General features: G+C 60.7%; 14 protein-coding genes and 1 pseudogene. 10 read left to right on the top strand and 5 right to left on the bottom strand.

Translation table 11 applies throughout. From position 1 onward, the window contains the following. Positions 1–117 precede the first annotated feature (117 nt). The 5 genes from NVV94_RS05005 to edd form a co-directional block, all read right to left on the bottom strand. Positions 118–1383, bottom strand: coding sequence for an ABC transporter substrate-binding protein (locus NVV94_RS05005; RefSeq protein WP_258446132.1), 1266 nt, complete (start codon positions 1381–1383; stop codon positions 118–120). Between the two features lie 252 nt (positions 1384–1635). Then, the gene (locus tag NVV94_RS05000) at positions 1636–3099 is read right to left on the bottom strand and encodes an ATP-binding protein (RefSeq protein WP_258446131.1); all 1464 of its coding nucleotides are present in this window, start codon (positions 3097–3099) and stop codon (positions 1636–1638) included. After that, positions 3080–3805 carry a response regulator gene (locus tag NVV94_RS04995; protein ID WP_258446130.1) on the bottom strand — a complete coding sequence of 242 codons (726 nt, stop codon included), beginning with the start codon at positions 3803–3805 and terminating at the stop codon, positions 3080–3082. Before NVV94_RS04995 ends, NVV94_RS05000 begins: the two co-directional genes overlap by 20 nt. A 152-nt stretch (positions 3806–3957) precedes the next feature. Further along, complete coding sequence (locus tag NVV94_RS04990; RefSeq protein WP_258446129.1) at positions 3958–4914, bottom strand: glucokinase; 957 nt, start codon at positions 4912–4914, stop codon at positions 3958–3960. Beyond that, positions 4911–6737 (bottom strand): phosphogluconate dehydratase, encoded by a 1827-nt coding sequence (edd, locus tag NVV94_RS04985; protein WP_258446128.1) that lies wholly within the window; start codon positions 6735–6737, stop codon positions 4911–4913. Before edd ends, NVV94_RS04990 begins: the two co-directional genes overlap by 4 nt. A gap of 262 nt (positions 6738–6999) precedes the next feature. Here edd and gap point away from each other — a divergent pair, with 262 nt between their 5' ends. The 10 genes and pseudogenes from gap (at position 7000) to gcvH (ending at position 18627) form a co-directional block, all read left to right on the top strand. Next, a complete protein-coding gene (gap, locus tag NVV94_RS04980; RefSeq protein WP_258446127.1) occupies positions 7000–8001 on the top strand; it encodes a type I glyceraldehyde-3-phosphate dehydrogenase in 1002 nt (333 codons plus the stop codon). A gap of 141 nt (positions 8002–8142) precedes the next feature. Beyond that, positions 8143–9375, top strand: a pseudogene (locus NVV94_RS26815) (chemotaxis protein); the annotation flags it as partial. Between the two features lie 150 nt (positions 9376–9525). Then, positions 9526–10281: a methyl-accepting chemotaxis protein gene (locus NVV94_RS26810; protein WP_408733479.1), complete on the top strand. Its 756-nt coding sequence runs from the start codon at positions 9526–9528 to the stop codon at positions 10279–10281. A 520-nt stretch (positions 10282–10801) separates the two neighbouring features. Next, positions 10802–12229, top strand: a complete 1428-nt coding sequence (gene arcD, locus NVV94_RS04970; protein ID WP_258446125.1) for an arginine-ornithine antiporter — start codon at positions 10802–10804, stop codon at positions 12227–12229. A 33-nt stretch (positions 12230–12262) separates the two neighbouring features. Beyond that, positions 12263–13519, top strand: a complete 1257-nt coding sequence (arcA, locus tag NVV94_RS04965) for an arginine deiminase (RefSeq protein WP_258446124.1) — start codon at positions 12263–12265, stop codon at positions 13517–13519. 177 nt (positions 13520–13696) lie between these two features. Beyond that, on the top strand, positions 13697–14707 hold the full coding sequence (locus NVV94_RS04960) for an ornithine carbamoyltransferase (protein WP_258446123.1): 1011 nt from the start codon (positions 13697–13699) through the stop codon (positions 14705–14707). 184 nt (positions 14708–14891) lie between these two features. Next, complete coding sequence (gene arcC, locus NVV94_RS04955; protein WP_258446122.1) at positions 14892–15821, top strand: carbamate kinase; 930 nt, start codon at positions 14892–14894, stop codon at positions 15819–15821. Between the two features lie 57 nt (positions 15822–15878). Further along, on the top strand, positions 15879–16238 hold the full coding sequence (locus NVV94_RS04950; RefSeq protein ID WP_258446121.1) for a DUF5064 family protein: 360 nt from the start codon (positions 15879–15881) through the stop codon (positions 16236–16238). A 200-nt stretch (positions 16239–16438) separates the two neighbouring features. Continuing rightward, entirely contained in the window at positions 16439–17947 is a 1509-nt protein-coding gene (locus NVV94_RS04945) for a sigma-54-dependent transcriptional regulator (protein WP_258446120.1), read from the top strand. 296 nt (positions 17948–18243) lie between these two features. Then, positions 18244–18627 carry a glycine cleavage system protein GcvH gene (gene gcvH, locus NVV94_RS04940; protein WP_258446119.1) on the top strand — a complete coding sequence of 128 codons (384 nt, stop codon included), beginning with the start codon at positions 18244–18246 and terminating at the stop codon, positions 18625–18627. Positions 18628–18630: the final 3 nt, after the last annotated feature.

The raw sequence follows: 18630 nt of genomic DNA, 5'->3' as shown, positions 1-18630 counted from the left end.
TTCTCTGTTGGAGGTGGCGGCGCGTTGCGCCGCATCGCGGGCAAGCCCGCTCCCACAGAGGCCAATGCAGACTTGCTTCTGTGGGAGCTGGCTTGCCAGCGATGAGGCCCGAAAGCCCTACTTGGCCGACTTGATCGCCGACATCAATTGCGCGGTAGCCTTGGCCGGGTCCGCACTCGGGTTGTTCAGGAAGTTGGTGACCACGTCGAAGATCGCCCCCTGTACCGCCAGGGTCGTCGCCATGTTGTGGGCCATGCTCGGTTGCAGGCCGTCACCCTTCTCGGCTTCCTTGAAGTCCACCGCCGACTTTTGCGTGCAGGCGTCGAACTGGCTCATGTCCATGTCCTGGCGCACCGGCAGGGAGCCCTTGTTCTGGTTGAACACGGTCTGGAACTGCGGCTCCAGCGCGACCTTGGCCAGGTCGTTCTGGGCCTTGATGTCGTTCTCGTTCTTGAGCTTGAACATCGCCAGCGAATCGATGTTGTAGGTGAAGCTGCCCTGGGTACCGGGGAACGGCACGCATTGGTAGTCCTTGCCCGCGACCTTGCCCGCGGCCGTCCATTCACTCTTGGCCCAGTCGCCCATGATTTGCATGCCGGCCTTGCCATTGATGACTTCGGCGGCGGCGATATTCCAGTCGCGGCCAGCGCGATTGGCATCCATGTAAGTGCCGAGCTTTTGCAGGGCCTTGAAGACTTCGACCATCTTGTCACCGGTCAGGGTCGGCTTATCCAGCTCGACGAAGGCGGCATGGAAACCTTTCGGGCCGAGGATGCTCAACGCCAGGTCTTCGAACACGGTGCTGTCCTGCCACGGCTGGCCACCGTGGGCCAGCGGGATGAAGCCGGCGGCCTTGAGCTTTTCCGCTGCGGCAAAGAGCTCGTCGAGGGTGGTCGGCACCTTGGCCCCGGCCCTGGCGAAGACCTCGGGGTTGATCCACAGCCAGTTGACCCGGTGGATGTTCACCGGCACGGCGACGTAATGGTCGTCGTACTTCATGATCTCGGCGACTTTTTTCGGCAGCAGCGCATCCCAGTTGTTCGCCGCTGCGACGTCATCGAGGTTGGTCAGCAGGCCCAGCGCGCCCCACTCCTGGATGTCCGGGCCCTTGATCTGGGCAGCGGCAGGCGGGTTGCCGGAAATGGCGCGGGTCTTGAGGACGGTCATGGCTGCGGCGCCGCCGCCACCGGCCACGGCGTTGTCCTTCCAGGTAAAACCGTCTTTCTGGACTTGTTGCTTGAGGGTTTCGACCGCCTTGGCTTCACCGCCGGAGGTCCACCAGTGCAGCACTTCGACCGTGCCTTTTGCATCGTCAGCAAGGGCGTTCAGGGGCAACAACGAGGCGAGGGAAATGACAGCGGCGAAGCGATTGATCGCATTCATCTGAATAACCTTTCTTGTTGTTATGCGGTGCAAGTCTGGTGCTTGCGTTACATACGAGTCTAACCATGACCCTTGGATGCGGAGGTAACGAAGGGATGCGTGAATGTCACCACCTGGTTACAAACACCTCTGTAGCCGCTGCCGCAGGCTGCGCTCGGCCGCGTAGCGGACGCAGGGTATTCAAGAACGCAGAGAGGTCCTGCGGACCTCAGCGCAGCCTGCGGTAGCGGCTACATCGAAATGCGTACTAATCTAGTCCGTACGCGGCAATGTCAGCGTCACCCGCAATCCGCCCCCACGCAGATTCTGCAAGGTGACTTCACCCCCATGACTATGGGCAATATTGCGCGCAATCCCCAACCCCAACCCATACCCCTGCTGCTGCCCGGCCAGACGAAAATGCGGCTCGAAGACCTGCTCCAGCCGCTGCTCCGGAACCCCCGGCCCTTCGTCGTCGACATGCAGGACAAAGGCCCGGTCATCATCCTCGATGAACAGGTGCGCTTTATGCCCATACTTCAATGCGTTATCGATCAGGTTGCCGATACAACGCTTGAGCGCCAGCGGCTTGCCCGGATAAGGCCGCACGGCATTACCTTCGACCGTCACCCGACCGTTGCCGTTTGGCGCCAGGTAAGGCTCGACCAGGCAATGCAGGACATGGTCGAGATCGACCTTCTCGATGTTCTCGTGAATGTCAGTGTCTTTCACACACTGCAGGGCGCCCTTGACCAGCAGTTCCAGCTCATCGAGGTCACGACCGAACCTGGCTTGCAGCGCTTCATCCTCGAGCAGCTCGACGCGCAGACGCAGCCGGGTAATCGGCGTGCGCAGGTCGTGGGAGATGGCGCTGAACAACTGGCTACGCTCGGTCAGGTAACGGCTGATCCGCTCGCGCATGGCATTGAAGGCCCGCCCCACCTCTTCCACCTCGATGCCGCCGCCTTCGGCCACCGGCTCGACCTCCGCACCCAGTGACATCTCCCGCGCCGCCATAGCCAGGCGCTTGAGCGGGCGACTTTGCCAGTGCACCAGCAAGCCGATAAACAACAACAGGAACGAGCTGGTGAGGACAATGAACCAGACCTGCTGCGCCGGCAGGCCCTCCTCTTCGAGGCTGGTGTAGGGCTCGGGCAACAGCGAGGCGATGTACAGCCATTCGCCCTCTGCCAGGCGAATCTGGGTGACCAGTATCGGCGGGTTGACCGGCTCCAGGGTCAAGGCATAGTGGGCCCAGGAGCGCGGCAGCTCATCGAGCTTCAGGCCACTGTTGAAAATGCGCAGGTCCTGCGGGCTGACGAACTGCACCGAAATATCGACCTGCTCGCCCAGGCGCTCGCGCAGTACTTCATCGACGGCCTTGAGCACCGCCGCCTTGCGCGGCGTCGATGGCAGCACTTGCATGTCCAGCGGCTTGTCGTTGAGCGAGACCACGAAACGGGTGCCGCCCATACTGCGCAACTGGTCGAGCACCAGCGGCCGGTAGGCCAGCGGCAGGGAGCGAAAGTAGCTGACGCTGGCGGTCATCGAATGCGCCAGGCTGCGGGCACTGGTCACCAGGCCTTCGAGCTCGGTGGCGCGCAGTTGCGACAGCCAGATCACGCTGGACAGCGCCTGGGCCAGCAGCACCACCAGCAGCGTCAGAAACAGCATGCGCCCCAGCAACGAGCGCGGTACTGGCAGGCGCCAGCGCCGCTCAGTGTTTGGCGACAACATTGGCTGCCAACAGATAACCGCTGCCGCGTACCGTGCGTATCAAGCGCGGCGGCTTGTCGGTATCGCGCAGGCGCTGGCGCAGGCGGCTGACCGCCATGTCGACAATCCGGTCCAGCGGCATCGGCTCGCGGCCACGGGTGGCGTTGCCGATGGTGTCGCGGTCAAGGATCTGTTGCGGGTGGTCGAGAAAGAGTTTGAGCAAGGCAAAATCGGCGCCGGAGAGAATCACTTCTTCGCCATCGAGATGGAACAGCCGGTGGCTGACCATGTCCAGACGCCACTCATCGAAAACCAGCACCTCGCCACCCGTGCGCTCCTGAGCGAATTGGGCACGACGCAACAACGCCTTGATCCGCGCCTGCAATTCGCGCGGGCTGAAGGGTTTTCCCAGGTAATCGTCGGCCCCCAGCTCCAGGCCGATGACCCGGTCGGCTTCGTCGGAACTGGCCGTGAGCATGATGATCGGCACCTGGGCCTGGCGCGGATGCTGGCGCACCCAGCGACACAGGCTGAAGCCATCTTCGTCGGGCAGCATCACGTCGAGAATCACCAGGTCGCAGGCAGCCTCGTTCAGGGCCAGGCGAAAGCCTTGCCCGTCAGCCACGGTACGCACCTGAAAGCCGGCCCGGCTCAGGTAGGTTTGCAGCAGCTCGCGAATGTCCTGGTCGTCATCGACCAGCAGGATCGACTTACCGGCAGCACTCAATGGTTTCATCCCTGTGAGAACGGGCCGACGCGCCCGTTTGCACCATTAGACCTTCAGGTCGAGATTGGCTGCAAGGGTGCTATCGCAATACATTTCCACTGAGACGAATACAGGACAATTCCCCAGCCAGCTGGGGAATTTCTGAACGAGCGTTATGCCAAGGCTTGCTGCAACGCCACTCCAGCGCCAAGCAGGCCACTGTACTGGGCAGTCACCACCCACACCGGCACGCCCTTGAAGTAACCACTCATGCAACCCTTGTCGGCGAAGCTCTCGGCAAAGCCGCTGGCAAGGAACAGCTCGACGAAGCGCGGAATCACACCTCCGACGATGAACACCCCACCGCGCCCGCCGAGGGTCAGGACGTTGTTGCCCGCCACCCGGCCGAGGAAACGGCAGAACTGTTCGATCACCGCCAGCGCCAGCGCATCGCCGGCCAGTGCTGCCGAGGTAATCTCGGCAGGTGAATCCAGGGTCGACGGGTGGTTATCGATGGCGCAGATGGCTTGATACAGACGCAACAGGCCACCGCCACTGAGTACGGTCTCGGCACTGACGTGGCCGACCTGCTCTTCGATCTGCTGACGGATTTGCGCTTCACGCGCAGTGCCCACCGGCAAGTCGACGTGCCCGCCCTCGCCCGGCAGCGCCATCCAGTGGCCCTGGCCCAGGTTGAGTAAAGTACCGACACCCAGGCCAGTACCCGGGCCGATGACCACGGCCGGGCGCAACGGGTCCGCCATGCCAGGGCACACCGTCCGGTATTCGCCCTCCTCCAGCCGGGTCATGCCCAGGGCCATGGCGGAAAAGTCATTGATCAACAACAACTCATCCACCTGCAAGGCCTCGCAGAAGACCTTGCGGCTCAGACGCCAGTGATTGTTGGTGAAGCGGAACTCGTCACCATCCACCGGCCCCGCCACCGCCAGACACACGGCGCCGATAGCACCGCGCGCCAGGCCCAGGCGATCGAGGTAAACCCCGATCGCCTGCTCCGGGTTGGTGTAATCCTCGACCGCCAGCACCTGCACCGAGTGCATGCGGTCGTTTTCCCACAACGCGAAGCGCGCGTTGGTCCCGCCGATGTCACCGACCAGGGCCAGTTTCATTTAAGGTTCTCCAGCCCCGAGGTGAAGGCGCTGGCGCCCTGCTCGGCGGAGCTGAAGGCCATGCGCATGAAGCCGAACAGTTCGCGACCACAGCCCACGCCATTGTCGACCAGGCCGACGGCCAGCTCGCGGGCGGCCAGCTCGGCCGGCTCGACCAGCACCTGCAGCGTGCCCTTGACCCCATCGACCCGGATGATGTCGCCATCGCGCACACGCGCCAACGGCCCGCCGTCGAAGGCCTCCGGGCAGACATGAATGGCTGCCGGGATTTTCCCCGAGGCACCGGACATGCGCCCGTCGGTGACCAGCGCCACCTTGAAGCCGCGGTCCTGCAGCACGCCGAGAAACGGTGTCATCTTGTGCAGTTCCGGCATGCCGTTGGAGCGCGGCCCCTGGAAGCGCATCACGGCGACAAAGTCATGCTCCAGCTCGCCGGCCTTGAACGCATCGGCCAGTTCCTGCTGGTCCTGGAAGACCCGTGCCGGCGCCTCGACCACTTGATGCTCGGGGTCCACGGCAGAAACTTTCATCACGCCCCGGCCCAGGTTGCCTTCCATCACCCGCAGCCCGCCCTCGGGCGAGAATGGCCGCGCCACCGGGCGCAGGATGGCCTCGTCGAGGCTTTCGCGTGGCCCGTCACGCCAGACCAGCTTGCCGTCCTCAAGGAACGGCTCCTGGGTGTAGCGGCTCAAGCCATGGCCGGCCACGGTATTGACGTTTTCGTGCAACAGGCCGGCCTCGAGCAGTTCGCGGATCAGGAAAGCCATGCCGCCGGCCGCCTGGAAATGGTTGATATCGGCCTTGCCATTCGGGTAGACGTGGGACAGGGTTGGCACAACCTCCGAGAGATCGGCCATGTCCTGCCAGGTCAACTGGATACCGGCGGCCTGAGCGATCGCCGGCATGTGCAGGGTATGGTTGGTCGAGCCACCGGTGGCGTGCAGGGCGACGATGGAGTTGACCAGCGAGCGCTCATCGACGATCTCGCCCAGCGGCGTGAAGTTGCCGCTGGCCTTGGTCAGGCGCGTCACCTGCTGCGCCGCTTCCCGGGTCAGGGCATCGCGCAACGGCGTGTACGGGTTGACGAACGAGGCGCCCGGCAAGTGCAGGCCCATCACTTCCATCACCAACTGGTTGGTGTTGGCGGTGCCGTAGAAGGTGCAGGTGCCGGGGCTGTGATAAGACTTCATCTCCGACTCGAGCAGCTCTTCGCGGGTGGCCTTGCCTTCGGCAAAAGCCTGGCGAACGTCGGCCTTTTCCTTGTTGGAAATCCCCGACGTCATCGGCCCGCCCGGTACGAAAATGGTCGGCAAGTGGCCGAAGCGCAACGCGCCCATCAGCAGGCCCGGCACGATCTTGTCGCAGATGCCCAGGCACAGGGTAGCGTCGAACATGTTGTGGGACAGGGCTACGGCCGTGGACAAGGCAATCACTTCCCGACTGGCAATCCCCAGCTCCATGCCCGGCTCGCCCTGGGTGACGCCGTCGCACATGGCTGGCACGCCGCCGGCGAATTGACCGACCGAGCCGATCTCGCGCAACGCCTGCTTGATCTGCTCGGGGTAATGCTCGTAGGGCTGGTGCGCCGAGAGCATGTCGTTGTACGACGAAATGATCGCCACGTTGGCGGCGTTCATCATGCGCAGGCTTTGCTTGTCTTCAGCCCCGCATCCGGCCACGCCATGGGCGAAGTTGGCACATTGCAGCCTGGCGCGTTGCGGGCCATCGGTGGCGGCACCGCGAATCAGCTGCAGATAACGCTCGCGCGTTTGACGACTACGGGCGATCAGCCGTTCGGTGACTTCAAGAACGCGGGGATGCATATGAACTCCAGGCTATGAGCGTGACCTTTGCAGCCGTTTCCCTTTATTCGATTCGCCGCCTAGGCTCAAGGCAGGGGGTTCGATTTCACTCGACGGGAACAGGCTGGTGCGCCACTCGTTGTAGATTGAATAAAATATTGCCACTAAAAAGGCTTGTTTTCTATTTTTTTACGAATAATCTTGTAATTCCAACAACAAAATCAGATTTGGCGTACGTTTTCCCTTGCCACAGGGCTTCGCACAATCTGCCAGAGGTACTGCTATGACCCTTCGCATCGCAATCAATGGCTTTGGCCGCATTGGCCGCAACGTCCTTCGCGCACTGTATACCCAAGGCTACCGTCAAGACCTGCAGGTCGTCGCGATCAACGATCTGGGTGACAGTGCGATCAACGCTCACCTGCTCAAGTACGACAGTGTTCATGGGATTTTCGACGCCAATGTGGAGTTCGACCAGGAGAGCCTGACGGTCAATGGCGACCGTATTGCGGTCAGCACCATCCGTCACCCCGCCGACCTGCCGTGGAAGGCCGAAGCCATCGATGTGGTGTTCGAATGCACCGGTCTGTTCACCGATCGGGCCAAGGCAGCGGCCCATATTACGGCCGGCGCACGCAAAGTCATTATCTCGGCACCGGCCAAGGGTGCCGATGCGACAGTGGTCTATGGGGTCAACCACGATATTCTGCGCCAGTCGCACCAGATCATTTCAAACGCCTCCTGCACCACCAACTGCCTGGCCCCCGTAGCCCAGGTGTTGAATCGCGAGTGGGGCATCGAGCAAGGGCTGATGACCACCATCCATGCCTATACCAATGACCAGAGCCTCATCGACGTTCACCACAGCGACCCGTTCCGCGCGCGTTCGGCCACCCAGTCGATGATCCCGAGCAAGACCGGCGCGGCCGAAGCCGTCGGCCTGGTATTGCCGGAACTGGCCGGCAAACTGACCGGCATGGCCGTTCGGGTGCCGGTGGTCAACGTCTCGCTGGTCGACCTGACCGTAAACCTCAAGCGCGAAGCCAGCGCCGACGAGGTCAACGCGCTGTTCAAGGAAGCCAGCCAACACTCGAAGATCCTCGGCTACAACACACTGCCGCTGGTCTCCTGCGACTTCAATCAGAACCCGCTGTCATCGATATTTGACGCTAACCACACCAAAGCCAACGGCAAAATGCTGAAGGTACTGGCCTGGTACGACAACGAGTGGGGCTTCTCCAACCGCATGCTGGATAACTGCCTGGCCCTGTGCAACGCTCAATAAACAATGAGCGAACGACCGCCTGTCAAATAAAACTAACGAAATTGTCCTACAAGCCGATAAGCCGTTAGCGCTGAATGGATCTGGCGTACCGGGCATGCGTGTCCGGTTTTTCACCCGGCCCGCCCATTCGCGAGAATCCTTATGTTCGACAAGCTTTCGATTCGCCTGAAAATCGTCCTGTTGTCCGGCCTCTGCCTGCTCGGCGTGGTGGCCCTGGTGGTCGGGATGAACCTCTATCAGACCCAACAGAACGATCGAATGGTCGGCGATGCCAGCACGCAAATGCTGACCCAGAGCGTCCAGAGCCTGTTACAGGCCAAGGCCGCCGAGAAAGCCGTATCGATGCAGAAAACCTTCAGCGAAAGCCTGTTGCTGATTACCGCCTTGAGCGATCAGGTTCGCGACCTGCATACCCTGGGCCAGACCCGCTCGATGGATGCCGCCGCCCTTCGCGAAGAAATCAACCAGAGTCTGAAAACCACGTTCGAGCGCAACAGTGGCGTGCTCGGCATCTGGCTGGCCTTCGAGCCCAATGCGCTGGATGGCAAGGACAGCGAATTCATCAACGATGCCAAGCGCGGCGGCAACGATATCGGTCGTTTCTCCAGCTACTGGAGCCGCGCAGGCGGCCAGGGCAAGAACACCCTCATTGTCGAAGAAGACCTGAACAAGACCGATGTAAACCTCAGCGGCACCCCCTACAACATCTGGTACACCTGCGCGAAAACCAGCGCCCGGCCCTGCCTGCTGGAACCCTACTCCGACACCGTCGGCGGCAAGCAGATGCTGATGACCACCATCGCCGTACCGCTGATGGTCGATGGCAAAGTCCTCGCGGTGGTGGGCGTGGACCTGTCGCTGGACTCGCTGCAGGCCTCGGCCAGCGCTTCCCAGCGCGAACTGTTCAACGGCGCCGGGCACATGCTGATCGTTTCCGGGACCGGCCTGTTGGCAGCCATCAGCGACGACGCCAGCAAGGTCAGTAAAAGCCTCGATCAAGCACTGGGCAACAACGCCAGGGCACTTCAGCAAGCGCTCAGCGCCAGCGGCCCGCAGATTGTCAAGCAAGGCAATATGATTCGCGCCGTGCATCCGGTTACACCGATTGCCGGCGCAAAGCCGTGGGGGGTCATCATCGAGCTGCCCGAACAGGTGCTGCTGGCCGATGCCGACAAACTGCAGGCCATTCTCGACGCCGCGCAAACCAGCGGTACCCTCAAGGCACTGCTGATCGCCGCCTTTGCGGGGCTGGCCGGTCTGTTGCTGATGTGGCTGACGGCATCAGGCGTCACCCGGCCGATCGATCAAGTCGCGGCCATGCTCAAGGCCATTGCCAGCGGCGACGGCGACCTGACCCAACGCCTGCAGTACCACAAGCAGGACGAATTGGGTGAACTGGTCAGCTGGTTCAACCGCTTCCTGGACAAGCTGCAACCGATCATCGCCCAGATCAAGAAGAGCATCACCGAAGCGCAGGCGACCGCCGACCAGTCTTCGGAAATCGCCCGCCAGACCAGCGATGGCATGCAGATCCAGTTCCGTGAGATCGATCAGGTAGCGACCGCTTCCAACGAGATGAGCGCCACCGCCCATGATGTCGCCAACAGTGCATCGAGCGCTGCCACCGCCGCCCGTGGCGCAGATCAATCGGCCAAGGACGGGATGGCCATCATCGAGCGCAGTACCCACGACATCACATTGCTGGCCAATGAAGTCAGCAAGGCCGTCGGCGAAGTCGAGGCGCTGGCGGTCAACAGCGAGCAGATCGGTTCGGTGCTGGAAGTGATCCGCAGCATTGCCGAGCAAACCAACCTGCTGGCCCTCAACGCTGCCATCGAGGCCGCCCGCGCCGGTGAAAGCGGACGCGGCTTCGCGGTGGTGGCCGATGAAGTGCGCAACCTGGCCAAACGCACCCAGGACTCGGTGGAGGAAATTCGCCTGGTGATCGAGCGGATCCAGAACAACACCCGTGGCGTGGTTGCCACCATGCATTCGAGCCATGCCAAGGCTCAGAGCAATGCCGGCCAGATCCATCAAGCGGTGCAGGCACTGGACCGGATCAGTGAAGCGGTAACGGTGATCAGCGACATGAACCTGCAGATCGCCAGTGCCGCCGAGCAACAAAGTGCGGTGGCCGAAGAGGTCAACCGCAATGTCTCGGCCATCCGCAGCGTCACCGAAACCTTGACTGGCCAGGCCGCCGAATCGGCCCAGGTGAGCAGCCAGCTCAACGCCCTGTCATCGCGGCAAATGAAGCTGATGGATCAGTTCAGGGTTTGACCTGACGCACACAATTATTGTGGAATGGCCCTCCATTCGGAGGGCCGATCCTTTTGGTCTGCGCACTGAGTTTTTTCTGTCCTTGTTCGGACATGTCCTGCCCCCACAAGTCCATGTTTTTGGAATGTCATGTCGCACTGGCGAATACATCTAATCGACGACTGGCGTTTATTATAAATATCCCTGATTGGTCAATGCCTCATAACTAGCCCGTCTATTAGGCACGAACTAAACAGTGAGTTAGATATAACTCTTTCAGCCCAACAAGAATTTTTCTCAAAAAATTGGCGATTCCCAAAAAAGGGACTAGCTTCAAAGATCGCAGCCTATGAGTGAAAGCTCTAAAAGCACATGGAGGGACCAGCGCACAAGGATTGTCGCGCCCCTGCTGTCATTACAGCGCAATACTTTCAGTTATTACATTCAAAACGGAATATCGCACAGAACTGATCCAAGTCAGCAATTGAGTTATCCACACGACTTATTCTGATGCCTCACTTCTCCTGGATGGAGTATCGCAATGTCGGAATCTCCCGAAAAACTACGGCTTGGCGCATTAGTCGCCCTGGTAGTGGGTTCGATGATTGGCGGCGGGATTTTTTCGCTGCCGCAAAACATGGCCGCCAGTGCTGACGTCGGGGCTGTTCTCATCGGTTGGGGCATTACCGCTATTGGTATGTTGACCCTCGCTTTCGTGTTCCAGACCCTGGCCAATCGCAAACCCGACCTTGATGGCGGGGTATATGCCTACGCCAAGGCCGGGTTCGGCGATTACATGGGTTTTTCGTCGGCCTGGGGCTATTGGATCAGCGCCTGGCTGGGCAACGTCGGCTACTTCGTCCTGCTGTTCAGTACCCTGGGGTATTTCTTCCCGATCTTCGGCGAAGGCAATACCGTGGCGGCCATCATCGGCGCTTCGGTGCTGCTCTGGGCCGTACACTTCCTGGTGCTGCGCGGGATCAAGGAGGCGGCCTTCATCAACCTGGTCACCACCGTGGCCAAGGTCGTACCGCTGGCTCTTTTCGTTCTGATCGCCCTGTTCGCATTCAAGCTGGATATCTTCACCGCCGACATCTGGGGCCTTAAAAACCCCGACCTGGGCAGCGTGATGAACCAGGTGCGCAACATGATGCTGGTGACCGTCTGGGTGTTCATCGGGATCGAAGGCGCGAGCATCTTCTCGGCACGCGCCGAAAAACGCTCGGACGTCGGCAAGGCCACCGTGATCGGCTTCATCACCGTCTTGCTGTTCCTGGTGCTGGTCAACGTGCTCTCGCTGGGCATCATGACCCAGCCGGAACTGGCCAAGCTGCAGAACCCGTCGATGGCGGCCGTGCTTGAGCATGTGGTCGGCCACTGGGGGGCCGTGCTGATCAGCGTCGGCTTGATCATCTCGCTGGTCGGTGCGCTGCTGTCATGGGTACTGCTATGTGCAGAGATCATGTTCGCCGCCGCCAAAGACCACACCATGCCGCAATTCCTGCGCAAGGAAAACGCCAACCAGGTACCGGTCAACGCCCTGTGGCTGACCAACGCCATGGTGCAGATCTTCCTGATCATCACCCTGTTCTCGGCCAGTACCTACCTGTCGCTGATCTACCTCGCCACCTCAATGATCCTGGTGCCTTACCTGTGGTCGGCGGCTTATGCCTTCCTGCTCGCGGTGCGTGCCGAGACCTACGAGCAAGCCCTGGCCGAACGCAAGAAAGACCTGTTCATCGGCGCTATCGCCCTAATCTACGCGATCTGGCTGATCTATGCCGGCGGGGTCAAATACCTGCTTTTGTCCGCCCTGCTCTATGCCCCTGGCGCGATCCTCTTCGCCAAAGCCAAACGCGAGCTCGGCCAACCGATTTTTACCAACGTGGAGAAATTGATATTTGCCGCTGTGGTCGTTGGCGCGCTGGTCGCGGCCTATGGCCTGTATGACGGCTTTTTAACGCTGTAACACCCGTCTTTGAATCTTTGGAGGAAATCAGAAATGTCCACGGAAAAAGTTAAATACGGCGTGCATTCCGAAGCCGGCAAACTTCGTAAAGTGATGGTTTGCTCTCCTGGCCTGTCGCACCAGCGCCTGACCCCGAACAACTGCGATGAATTGCTGTTCGACGATGTACTCTGGGTCGCCCAGGCCAAGCGCGATCACTTCGACTTCGTCACCAAGATGCGCGAGCGTGGCATCGAGGTGGTGGAAATGCACAACCTGTTAACGGACATCGTTGCCCAGCCCGAAGCACTGGACTGGATCCTGGAACGCAAGGTCACCCCGAACCAGGTGGGTATCGGCCTGGTGCAGGAAGTCAGCGCCTGGTTGCGCAGCCTGGAGCCGCGCAAGATTGCCGAGTTCCTGATTGGCGGTGTGGCAGCCGATGATCTGCCCGATTCTTTCGGTGGCGAGACCATCAAAATGTTCCGCGACTTCCTCGGCCACTCCAGCTTCATCCTGCCACCGTTGCCCAATACCCAGTTCACCCGTGACACCACCTGCTGGATCTACGGTGGCGTGACCCTGAACCCCATGTACTGGCCAGCCCGTCGCCAGGAAACCCTGTTGACCAGCGCCATCTACAAGTTCCACCCGCAATTCACCAACGCCGACTTCCAGGTCTGGTACGGCGACCCGGACAAGGATCACGGCGCCGCCACCCTTGAAGGCGGCGACGTCATGCCGATCGGCAACGGTGTAGTCCTGATCGGCATGGGCGAGCGCACCTCGCACCAGGCCATCGGCCAACTGGCGCAGAACCTGTTCAGGCACAAGGCGGTCGAGCGCGTCATCGTCGCCGGCCTGCCAAAATCCCGCGCCGCGATGCACCTGGACACCGTATTCAGCTTCTGCGACCGCGACCTGGTCACGGTATTCCCGGAAGTGGTGAGCCAGATCGTCGCCTTCACCCTGCGCCCCGATGAAAGCAAACCCCATGGCATCGATATCCGCCGCGAAAAAACCAACTTCATCGACACCGTGGCCGCTGCACTGAACCTGAAAAAACTGCGCGTCGTGGAAACCGGCGGCAACGCCTTCGCCGCCGAGCGTGAACAGTGGGACGACGGCAACAACGTGGTGGCCGTGGAGCCAGGCGTGGTGATCGGCTATGACCGCAACACCTCCACCAATACCCTGCTGCGCAAGGCCGGCATCGAAGTCATCACCATCAGCGCCGGCGAACTGGGCCGGGGTCGCGGCGGCGGTCACTGCATGACCTGCCCGATCATCCGCGACCCGATCGACTATTAATTAACTTTTGACTTACTACGACCCGACGCTGTGAAAGCGTAGCGAGCGCAGGAAAGACAAGGCAAAAACAGGCGAGGAAGCGGAGTTTACTGGTTGTAAATGAGCATTCCGAGCCTGTTTTTAACGCAGTATTTCCAAGCGCAGTAGCTTTCACAGTGTCGGGCAAGGAGATCCATCATGGCGTTCAACATCCACAACCGTAGTTTGCTGAGCCTGGAACACCACACCCCTCGCGAATTGCGTTACCTGCTCGACCTGTCGCGCGACCTCAAGCGCGCCAAGTACACCGGCACCGAACAGCAACACCTCAAGGGCAACAACATTGCGCTGATCTTTGAAAAAACCTCTACCCGCACCCGTTGCGCCTTCGAAGTGGCCGCCTATGACCAGGGCGCCAACGTCACTTACATCGACCCGAACTCCTCGCAGATCGGCCACAAGGAAAGCATGAAGGATACCGCCCGGGTGCTCGGGCGCATGTACGACGCCATCGAATACCGTGGCTTCAAGCAGGAAATCGTCGAAGAACTGGCCAAGTTTGCCGGTGTCCCGGTGTTCAACGGCCTGACCGACGAATATCACCCGACCCAGATGATCGCCGACGTCCTGACCATGCGTGAGCACGCCGACAAACCGATCCACGAAATCAGCTACGCCTACCTGGGCGATGCCCGCAACAATATGGGTAACTCGCTGCTGCTGGTGGGCGCCAAGCTGGGCATGGACGTGCGTATTTGCGCGCCCAAGGCCCTCTGGCCCCACGACGACCTGGTGGCTCGCTGCAAAAAATACGCAGAGGAAAGCGGTGCACGCATCACCCTGACCGAAGACCCGAAAGCTGCGGTCAAGGGCGTCGACTTCATCCACACCGACGTGTGGGTCTCGATGGGCGAGCCCGTCGAAGCCTGGGCCGAACGCATCCAGCAACTGCTGCCCTACCAGGTCAATGCCGAGCTGATGAAAGCCACCGGCAACCCGCGTACCAAGTTCATGCACTGCCTGCCGGCCTTCCACAACTGCGACACCAAGGTCGGCAAACAGATCGCCGAGCAGTATCCCAACCTGAAAAACGGTATTGAAGTGACCGACGACGTGTTCGAGTCGCCAGCCTGTATCGCCTTCGAGCAAGCGGAAAACCGCATGCACACCATCAAGGCGATCCTGGTGTCGACCCTGGCTGATCTGTAACGAGCCTGACTGGACTGAATGCTCCTGACTGAACCCTGTAACCCTGTGACCCTGTGGGAGCTGGCTTGCCAGCGAGGCGGCGGACCTGACACACCGCGTCGCTTGCATCGCGGGCAAGCCCGCTCCCACAAGAGACAGTCAACCCAGGAAGTGTTCGTCCCCTCTTTTGTAGAAGGAATGCACCATGCGTATCGTTGTTGCATTGGGCGGTAACGCCCTGCTGCGTCGTGGCGAGCCCATGACCGCGGACAATCAGCGCGCCAATATCCGCATCGCCACCGAGCAGATCGCCAGGATTCACCCGGGCAATGAACTGGTCATCGCCCACGGCAATGGCCCGCAGGTGGGTCTGTTGTCGTTGCAGGCAGCGGCCTACACCTCAGTGACGCCCTACCCCCTCGACGTCCTCGGTGCGGAAACCGAGGGCATGATCGGCTACATGATCGAACAGGAACTGGGCAACCTGCTGGCTTTCGAAGTGCCCTTCGCCACCCTGCTGACCCAAGTCGAAGTGGACGCCAATGACCCGGCGTTCCAGAAGCCTTCCAAGCCTATTGGCCCGGTCTATTCCAAAGAGGACGCCGAACGACTGGCCAAGGAAAAAGGCTGGAGCATCGCCCCCGACGGCGACAAGTTCCGTCGCGTGGTCGCCAGCCCGAAACCCAAGCGCATCTTCGAAATCCGCCCGATCAAATGGCTGCTGGAAAAAAGCAGTATCGTAATCTGTGCCGGTGGTGGCGGTATCCCGACCATGTACGGGGCCGATGGAAAACTCCAGGGCATTGAAGCGGTGATCGACAAGGACCTGTGCTCGGCCCTGCTGGCCGAACAATTGGATGCCGACCTGCTGGTGATCGCCACCGACGTCAACGCGGCGTTCATCGACTGGGGCAAACCGACCCAGAAAGCCATCGCCCAGGCCCACCCCGATGAACTGGAACGCCTGGGCTTTGCCGCCGGTTCCATGGGACCCAAGGTCCAGGCCGCCTGCGATTTCGCCCGTAATGCCGGGAAGGTCGCGGTGATTGGCTCGCTGGCCGACATCGAGGACATTGTCAAAGGTACCGCTGGTACCCGGGTCAGTACTGCCAAGGCTGGAATCAGCTACCGTTGATTGCAGTTGGGCGGGCCATGTGGCCCGCCCGTTTCAATATTCCAGAGGAGTCCACTCATGGCCAAGTTCGAACCCGGTCATTTGCATATCGAGCGCCACGCACTGAACAAGGACGACCACAGCTACGACCTGAATATCGACTACAAGGTCGAGCAGGATCCGAAGGAAGGCCAGGGCATGCTCTTCACCCTGCACGGCACGATCGAGGGCAAAGACGTGAATGAAGACTTTTTCCTGCCCAAGGACCAGGCCTTCGACTTCGCTCGCCACGCCACACGCATCGCGCAAAAATATGGCTTGCCCAAGACCGCCAGCATTGGCTCGATGCACAAGTACTACGACGAGATGTTCGAAGATGTACGCGCGCAGCTGGACGTCAAGTCCGGCGACCCGGTCAAGCCCGAGCATCTCGAATAAACCCCGTTCTGTAGCCGCTGCCGCAGGCTGCGCTCGGCCGCGTAGCGGTCGTAATCGCGGTGGCAGGTTTTACGACCGCTTCGCGGCCGAGCGCAGCCTGCGGCAGCGGCTACAGAACGTGTACACCCGGCAAATTTCACCAAACCCCCTCCACCAAGGCATACTTGCCGCCCCTGCTATCCAGAACCCCTTAGCACCCCATGCGTATCCACGTCAGCTTCATCGACCGCGTCGGCATCACCCAGGAAGTGCTCGCCCTGCTCGGCGCCCGCAATCTCAACCTGGATGCGGTGGAAATGGTGCCGCCCAACGTTTATATCGATGCGCCGACCCTGAGCCCTCAGGTGCTCGAAGAACTGCGTGACGCCCTGTTCAGCGTGCATGGCGTACAAGCGGTCACCGTGGTCGACATCCTGCCCGGCCAGCGTCGCCACCTGCAGCTCGATGCCCTGCTGGCCGCCATGACCGACCCGGTACTGGCCCTGGACAGCGCCGGCCATGTGTTGCTGGCCAACCCGGCGCTGGTCGCCCTGTATGGCCGTGAGCCTGACGGAGAGTCGGTCAACCAATTGTTCGCCGACCCCGACCTGCTCGGTGCCCTGCTCGAACACGGTTTTCGCCTGCCCATGCGCGAGATCGTCCTCAATGGCCAGACCTTGCTGCTGGACGCCACGCCCATCACCAATGCCGGCGCGTTGTTGACGCTGTATCAACCGAACCGGATCGGTGAGCGCCTGTCCGCCCTGCACCACGACCACGCCGAAGGTTTCGACGCCCTGCTTGGCGACTCGCCGCCAATCCGCACCCTCAAGGCGCGGGCCCAGCGGGTTGCAACACTGGATGCGCCGTTATTGATCCACGGCGAGACCGGTACCGGCAAGGAACTGGTGGCACGCGCCTGTCATGCAATCAGCAGCCGTCACAGCGCTCCCTTTCTCGCACTCAACTGCGCGGCGCTGCCGGAGAACCTGGCCGAGAGCGAACTGTTCGGCTATGCCCCCGGTGCCTTTACCGGCGCGCAACGCGGCGGCAAGCCCGGGCTGATGGAGCTGGCCAACCAGGGCACGGTGTTCCTGGATGAAATCGGCGAAATGTCACCTTACCTGCAGGCCAAGCTGTTGCGCTTTCTCAATGACGGCAGCTTTCGTCGGGTGGGCGGTGATCGCGAGGTCAAGGTCAACGTCCGCATCCTCAGTGCCACCCACCGGGACCTTGAGAAAATGGTCAGCGAAGGCACCTTTCGCGAAGATCTTTTCTACCGCCTGAACGTCCTCAACCTGGAAGTGCCGCCACTGCGCGAGCGCGGCCAGGACATTCTGCTGCTGGCGCGCTACTTCATGCAGCAGGCCTGCACCCAGATCCAGCGGCCGGTTTGCCGGCTCGCTCCAGGGACCTACCCGGCATTGCTGGGCAGCCGCTGGCCCGGCAACGTGCGGCAGTTGCAGAACGTGATCTTCCGCGCCGCCGCCATCAGCGAAAGCAGCCTGGTGGACATTGGCGACCTGGATATTGCCGGCACGTCCGTGGCTCGCCAGCACGACGCTGAAGTCGACAGCCTGGAGCAGGCCATGGAAGATTACGAGAAAGCGCTGCTGGAAAAGCTGTACGTCAATTACCCCTCTACCCGGCAACTCGCCAGCCGCCTGCAGACCTCGCATACCGCCATTGCCCATCGCTTGCGCAAATACGGCATCCCCAACAAGTCGTAAAAGCGACCTGTAACCGTACTGAAAGCGCTACAGCGTAATGATTTCGCTACAGCCGGTGCCGGGACACGCTCTGCAAGGCTTTGATCCTCTTAGGCTTTTTTTCCCTTCATCGAACTGTAGCGATTTCGCTACAGCATTCGGCTGCCCATTCTTTTTAAAAATAGCTAACTTATTGATTTTTATAATAAAAATTAAATGTGGCCGTGTTTTTGCTATTGCCTTCCTCATTCAAGCTCTGCCCAGCATGAGCATTCAATCGCGTCCACCGGACAACCCTGTCCCCCCGAGGAATTTCCATGAGCGAGTTGCGTTTTACTGAAGACCACGAATGGCTGCGTGCCGAAGCGGATGGCAGCGTGACGGTCGGCATCACCGCTTTTGCGCAAAACGCGTTGGGCGATGTGGTTTTCGTGCAGCTCCCGGAGCTTCAAAACTATGACAAGGGCGCTGAAGCAGCGACCGTTGAATCTGTCAAAGCTGCCAGCGGCGTCTACATGCCTTTGGACGGGGAAGTGGTTGAAATCAACCCCGCTCTCGATAGCAGCCCTGAACTGGTCAACGAAGACCCGCTGGGCGAAGGCTGGTTCTTCCGCTTCATCCCGGCAGACGCCGCCGCCGTAGCCCAACTGCTCGATCAAGACGCCTACGACCGTCTGATCAAAGCCAACGCCGACGCCTGAGGA

Source organism: Pseudomonas sp. LS1212, from assembly GCF_024741815.1.
Lineage (GTDB): Bacteria > Pseudomonadota > Gammaproteobacteria > Pseudomonadales > Pseudomonadaceae > Aquipseudomonas.
The sequence above is the reverse complement of the archived record's forward strand: the minus strand, read 5'-3'. Positions and strand labels throughout refer to the sequence as shown.

Bases quoted from the DNA above. Each gene is read 5' to 3' on its own strand.
- arcA (WP_258446124.1), top strand. From the start codon at position 12,263: ATGTCCACGGAAAAAGTTAAATACGGCGTGCATTCCGAAGCCGGCAAA.
- gcvH (WP_258446119.1), top strand. From the start codon at position 18,244: ATGAGCGAGTTGCGTTTTACTGAAGACCACGAATGGCTGCGTGCCGAA.
- NVV94_RS04990 (WP_258446129.1), bottom strand. From the start codon at position 4,914: ATGAAACTGGCCCTGGTCGGTGACATCGGCGGGACCAACGCGCGCTTC.
- arcC (WP_258446122.1), top strand. From the start codon at position 14,892: ATGCGTATCGTTGTTGCATTGGGCGGTAACGCCCTGCTGCGTCGTGGC.
- NVV94_RS05000 (WP_258446131.1), bottom strand. From the start codon at position 3,099: ATGTTGTCGCCAAACACTGAGCGGCGCTGGCGCCTGCCAGTACCGCGC.
- NVV94_RS04960 (WP_258446123.1), top strand. From the start codon at position 13,697: ATGGCGTTCAACATCCACAACCGTAGTTTGCTGAGCCTGGAACACCAC.
- NVV94_RS04950 (WP_258446121.1), top strand. From the start codon at position 15,879: ATGGCCAAGTTCGAACCCGGTCATTTGCATATCGAGCGCCACGCACTG.
- arcD (WP_258446125.1), top strand. From the start codon at position 10,802: ATGTCGGAATCTCCCGAAAAACTACGGCTTGGCGCATTAGTCGCCCTG.
- NVV94_RS26810 (WP_408733479.1), top strand. From the start codon at position 9,526: ATGCAGATCCAGTTCCGTGAGATCGATCAGGTAGCGACCGCTTCCAAC.
- NVV94_RS04945 (WP_258446120.1), top strand. From the start codon at position 16,439: ATGCGTATCCACGTCAGCTTCATCGACCGCGTCGGCATCACCCAGGAA.
- NVV94_RS05005 (WP_258446132.1), bottom strand. From the start codon at position 1,383: ATGAATGCGATCAATCGCTTCGCCGCTGTCATTTCCCTCGCCTCGTTG.
- gap (WP_258446127.1), top strand. From the start codon at position 7,000: ATGACCCTTCGCATCGCAATCAATGGCTTTGGCCGCATTGGCCGCAAC.
- edd (WP_258446128.1), bottom strand. From the start codon at position 6,737: ATGCATCCCCGCGTTCTTGAAGTCACCGAACGGCTGATCGCCCGTAGT.